This window comes from Thalassoglobus neptunius (assembly GCF_007859735.1).
Taxonomy (GTDB): domain Bacteria; phylum Planctomycetota; class Planctomycetia; order Planctomycetales; family Planctomycetaceae; genus Thalassoglobus; species Thalassoglobus neptunius.
The window spans coordinates 1-5,224 of record NZ_SIHI01000101.1 but is presented as its reverse complement, the minus strand read 5'-3'; the positions used below and the strand labels follow the sequence as shown (position 1 = coordinate 5,224).

Sequence of the window (5,224 nt, the reverse complement as noted above, 5' to 3'; positions counted from 1 at the left end):
CACCCACAACTCACCCTGAACTTCCGATTTCCGTCGCCCCAACGCCATCGTTTCCTCCTTGATCAACTCCAACTGCTGAAAGATAATTCATCTCCCCCATCAATGCGAGTTTTTCAACGGGCTGCTAAGTCTCACTGGATGCCTTGAGGAACTCGTTGATACTCGAGTTTTGGAATCAACTTAATAACGTGCGCTAAATGGTTGTCTTGATTTTGTGCCAATGAATTTAACACTGTTGTCGTTATGAAGAACTCGCCAAATCGATCTTCGACCAACGCGCCTCCATCGCGTTCCGGAAAGGCGCTCATCTTTGTCTTGCTGACAATGCCGATGATCCTGGGAATCGTGGGGCTTGTGGTGGATGGTTCATTCATCATGTACGAGTACCGCGAAACACAACACGCTGCGGATGCTGGAGCGACGGCGGCTGCGTTGTCATACATCCAGTATGAGAACCCTCAACTGGCTCGACAGAGCGCCATCGAAATGGTCCAGCAGATCCATGGGCTCTCTGGTTCGACAGTTACGGTCAACAATCCGCCGCTGTCGGGACCGTTTGCGGGAAATGCGAATTACTTCGAAACGGAAGTGAATCGAACTTCCGACACATTTTTCATGCATCTTGTCAGCCAGATGTCCCAACGAAGCGTTCGATCGCGTTCTGTCGCGGGAGTGGAAGATGCAACAGAGGATTCGGCTTTAGTGCTTCTCGATCCGAATCCGCCTGCAATTACAATCACCGGACTTCCAATCTCAATTCCTTCACTCCCGAATCATCACCTGGGAGGTCTCGAAGTTTTGGGGCTGGGAAGAGTTCGGGTGGATGGAGCAGTCATTGTGAACAATGACTGGAGCGGATACGACGAAGATGGTGTTCAAGTCGGACAGCGAGTCGGGCTTCGGCACGCGTCAACATGTACTCCCATTCTTCCTCTTACGAAATTGAGAGCCCAGGATATCTACGTTGTTGGCGGAGTGGACAATCCCAACAACTATGGGCAGTACGATCCGAGTGAATCGAGTCCGCTGCGGGCGAACCGAAGACCGGTCAAAGATCCTCTCGATCACATTCCGGTGCCGCGCGTTGCTGCCGATCCTGCGAATGTCGTTGCCACGAACCGGGGCGGAGTGAACGTGATCAACCTCCCCATTCTGGCTCCGCCGGTCGTTCTGAATCCAGGAGTTTACGAATATATTAATATCATTACTGGGCCAGTTCGATTTAATCCCGGTGTTTGTATCATTCGCGGGAAGCATCCTTTGACGCAGATTTCGCTCCTCATTGGAGCAGGACCCATCAATATGAATGGAGTGATGTTCTACATCACGGACAATTCATTGTTTACCCCAGCGACGGGACTTCCGGATATCAACGAAGATACTTCGGCGTCTCCTCCAATTCCGTTGCTTTCGATGGTTCCGAGTGTTGTGATCAATGGCGCAATCTTAAACACAGTCTTGCGACCGCTGTCTTCGCCCGGCAGCCCCTATAACGGACTTTCGCTCTATCAGTCGAGAAACGATCGACGGCCGATTGTCCTCGTGAGCGAGCAACTCCTTGGGACGGGAGCTTTGAACGGAACCATCTATGCGAAGTGGGGGAATGTGATTCTCGTTGCGAACGGAGAGCACGATCTGGGGATCGTTGCTGCCTCCTGTCGAATTGTGACCGCACTCGGTTGTGAACTCAGCCCGACGCAACTCTTCGAACCGGTTCGAGAAGTCTTTCTCGTCGAGTGACTTCGCTCCTTTTGAGGGCGATTGCCGTGTCGCTGTGCGGCTCGACGTGAAGAGTCGAAAGCCGCACAGGAACGCGAAAAGGATTATTCGGCAGAAGTTTGATCCTCGAAGTACTGGTGCTCTGGATCGCCGGAACTAAGGAGATAGGCAACGAGGTCCAGAACTTCGTCTTTGGTCATTCGGTTCAATAAACCAGTTGGCATCGGAGATGTTTTGGAGACGACCAGTTCTTCGACTTGATTTCGATTGATTCGAACACGCTTGTTCGGGTCTGCGAAATCGGTGTTGAGGGTCATGGTGTCTCCGCTCAAGTTCACGACGACACCGGTGTGAATCATCCCGTCTTCTGTTGCGACGGTGATTGCGGAAAACTGATCGTTGATCACTTTGCTCGGATGAATCACTTGATCGAGAAGGTCGCGAGCAGAATATCGACGTCCGGCAGAAGTTAAGTCAGGACCTGTCATTCCGCCTTCGTCTTGGAATCGATGGCAGGCGAAACAGCCTCCAGCTGCAAACATCTTACGACCATTTGCATAATCTCTGCCCTGCAATTCTTGAGCAGCTGCAAGAGAGAGTTGATCGAGCGTCCAGTTCGTCTCAGCTCGGCCAGCAAGAACTTGACCGAGATGATCGAGAGGGGATTTTCTTTCCGGCTTCCGCTTCAGCAACTCTGACATCTCAGTCTTTTCGGCTTCAGTCAGAGAGTCGACGGCGTCTGTGCGAATGAAATCCATAAACTTTTCGAAGCTTGCTCCGCCTCGATAATTCGCTGCTGTAAGGAACCATTCGAAGTAAGCTTCGCGAAGTTCGGGCGTCCATCCGGCAGTCAGCATGCGGATCGACCGGGCGTATTGCACCTGCTCTTCTTGTGTGGGAACAGATTCCATCAAGGCAATTGCCTTGGCAGCTACAGTTGGCGACTGCAGCCACGCGAGTGTTTCACAGAGCAGCCAGTTCAATTCCGTTGACTTCGATGGAAAGAGTGGATCAAGCTGAGTGATCAATCGCCGAATCATCTCTTCGTCCGGCCGGCCGAATCGGTTCAGGACGATTTGCTCTGTGCGAATCAGAGTCAGCTGTTGAGTGAAGTCCAGTTCATTGATATCAATTGCGGTTAGTTTGTCGAGGAGTTGATCGCGCATCTCGACATCAACTTCGAAGTCTGATCCCGACCGATGCTGTGGACAGACACCCGTGACTCGAGCGAGGGCGAGGAGTGCTTCGACTTGTTTGGATGGATCGGACTCGTTAAGTGCTTTTCCTTTCCATTGCTCGACCGGTTGGTGTTCAATGGCGGTCCGGGCAGCGAATCGAATGAATCGATCCTCATCAGCGAGATACGGCCATGCCGTTTCCACTGCCTTCGGATCATGGTGTCCGTGAAATTTTTCCAACTCATGACGGAGTTGGCGAGCGTCGTTCTGTGAAATCTTCACTTCAACAGGTGCTGTCGACTCGTCTCCAACGTAGGTAACACGATAAAGCCCCGACTGAACTTTTCGTCCTCCAATTGTGAAGTACATGGCTCCATCAACCGGGTGGATAATGGCATCGGTAATCGGCAAAGGGGCTCCTGTGACAAACTCTTCTTTGGTTGCAGTATAGGAAGAATCCTGTTCCGAGATATGGACGGCGTATAAACGTCCCCAACTCCAGTCGAGTGCAAACAGGGCGTTCTGATATTTCTCCGGGAATTTGGCTCCATAACCGAACGTCATCCCGGTGGGAGATCCGGGGCCGATGTCGAGAATGCCTGGGAGGTTATCTTCGTAAAAGACAGGGCGTTTCCCTGCACCATTCCGCCAACCGAATTCCGCTCCGCTGGTCACGTGGCAGATTCGAGTTGGTCGATACCAGGGGGTGTTAAAGTCGTATTCCATGTCGGCGTCGTAAGTGAACAACTCTCCCTCATGGTTAAAGGCTGCATCATAAATGTTCCGGAATCCCGATGCGTAAGCTTCGAAGCTTTCACCGTCGGGAGAAACGCGATAGATAATCCCGCCTGGAGCCAAGACACCTCGGTTGTGGCCACGTCCATCCGGCATGCTGGGAAGCAGGTGATCTTCACCCCAGACTGGGACAACCGGCGAGCTTTCTGCGAGTTCCGGCGGACGAGCATTGTTTCCGGTGATCAAGAACAGCGACTCTCCATCGGGGCTTGGAACAACAGCGTGAACTCCGTGATCTCCCTTGGATTTTATCTCTCGAAGCAGTTCGACCTGATCGAGGTTGTCGTCTCCGTTGCTGTCGGTCACTCGATAAAGGCCCGACGGAATTTTCTGTTCGTAATCGTTCACTCCCACATAGAGCGCATCGTTGGTCCAGACCATTCCATTGACTGCACGGATGTCGGCAGGGACTTCTTCGATCTGAGATGGGTCGAGAGGAGTTCCCTCAGCTGGAGGCACGAAGCGATAGAGACCGCCAAACTGATCACTGACGAGAATTCGCCCTTTGTTGTCTGTACAAAGTGTGACCCAGGAGCCCTGGTCGTCTCCGGGAACGGAATAAAGCAGCTCAACTTTGAATCCCTCCGGGACCGTGATCCGGTCGACCGGCGTGGCACTGTTGCCGATTGGATTCGAAGCTTCGCTTTCAGCGGCTGACTTGTCTTCGCGTGCCACTCGCTTCGCTCGCTTTTCGTTCGTCCCACGCTCCGGTTTCGGACGCTTTTGCCCCAGCCCAATGGCAGGCAGCATCGTCAGACAAAGGAGAACGGCCAGGAACGACTTCAGGAAATCACTACGAAAGAAAACGCTGAACATGACTCAATCCGCTAAACAATTTCACGACTTCAGAAGCCCACCCAATCGGCGACGCTCTGAATTTCCAATTGAGGCACAGTAGCAAATCATCCAGTTCAAGACATCAGTGAACCGTGAAGTGTCTTCCGCGAGGAAGTGAGCGTTTCGGCAAGAGCATTCCGCAGGCTTTGGCGGTCTCCAATCACCAACCACACGCGGAACTGCTCCAATGCTGGAAAGTCAGATCGTGAAGGTGTGCAATCGAAGACAGAGTCGCACATTCCGGAATAATCGGTTCCCACACGAACGAAGAAGAGTAGGGGATGCTGACCGGGCAAATGCGTCGTCAGGAAGCAGCGAGTTGCCGCGTTCGTTTTCAGATGGTCACAAGTTGTAACTCAGTAACGAGTGAAAGAGGATTGTCCGGTCAGGAATTGAACCTGGACGAATCTTACCAAAACAATCCGAAATCGCTTGCGGCGACTTCGAATGATGCCGGATCCACTTTGCGAATCACATTGCTGATGCAATTTGTGAGCTATCAACGTCTCACTGGTCTACGTTGGTGTTTCGGTCGCGAACCTGCGAAATCTGTAGTTTTCTGTAGTCGACTGAAATGCCCCCGAAGTTTGAACCAGGCTTATGAGAGTTGGGGTTAGGTAAGTAAGTCAGTGTGCTGGAGTGGAGGAGAAGGTGGAGCCGTAGGCGGAACCTTCTCTGGAACGGAAGCACACTGA

At 52.3% G+C, this 5,224-nt stretch carries 2 protein-coding genes; one reads left to right on the top strand and one right to left on the bottom strand.

Annotated features, from left to right (window positions below; genetic code table 11):
* Window positions 1-243: 243 nt before the first annotated feature.
* Window positions 244-1,740, top strand: a complete 1,497-nt coding sequence (locus KOR42_RS25645; RefSeq protein WP_146512653.1) for a pilus assembly protein TadG-related protein — start codon at window positions 244-246, stop codon at window positions 1,738-1,740.
* A gap of 83 nt (window positions 1,741-1,823) precedes the next feature.
* On the opposite strand, the gene KOR42_RS25640 is transcribed toward KOR42_RS25645, so the two are convergent.
* On the bottom strand, window positions 1,824-4,508 hold the full coding sequence (locus KOR42_RS25640) for a c-type cytochrome (RefSeq protein WP_197441611.1): 2,685 nt from the start codon (window positions 4,506-4,508) through the stop codon (window positions 1,824-1,826).
* Window positions 4,509-5,224 lie beyond the last annotated feature (716 nt).

Bases quoted from the DNA above. Each gene is read 5' to 3' on its own strand.
- KOR42_RS25640 (WP_197441611.1), bottom strand. From the start codon at position 4,508: ATGTTCAGCGTTTTCTTTCGTAGTGATTTCCTGAAGTCGTTCCTGGCC.
- KOR42_RS25645 (WP_146512653.1), top strand. From the start codon at position 244: ATGAAGAACTCGCCAAATCGATCTTCGACCAACGCGCCTCCATCGCGT.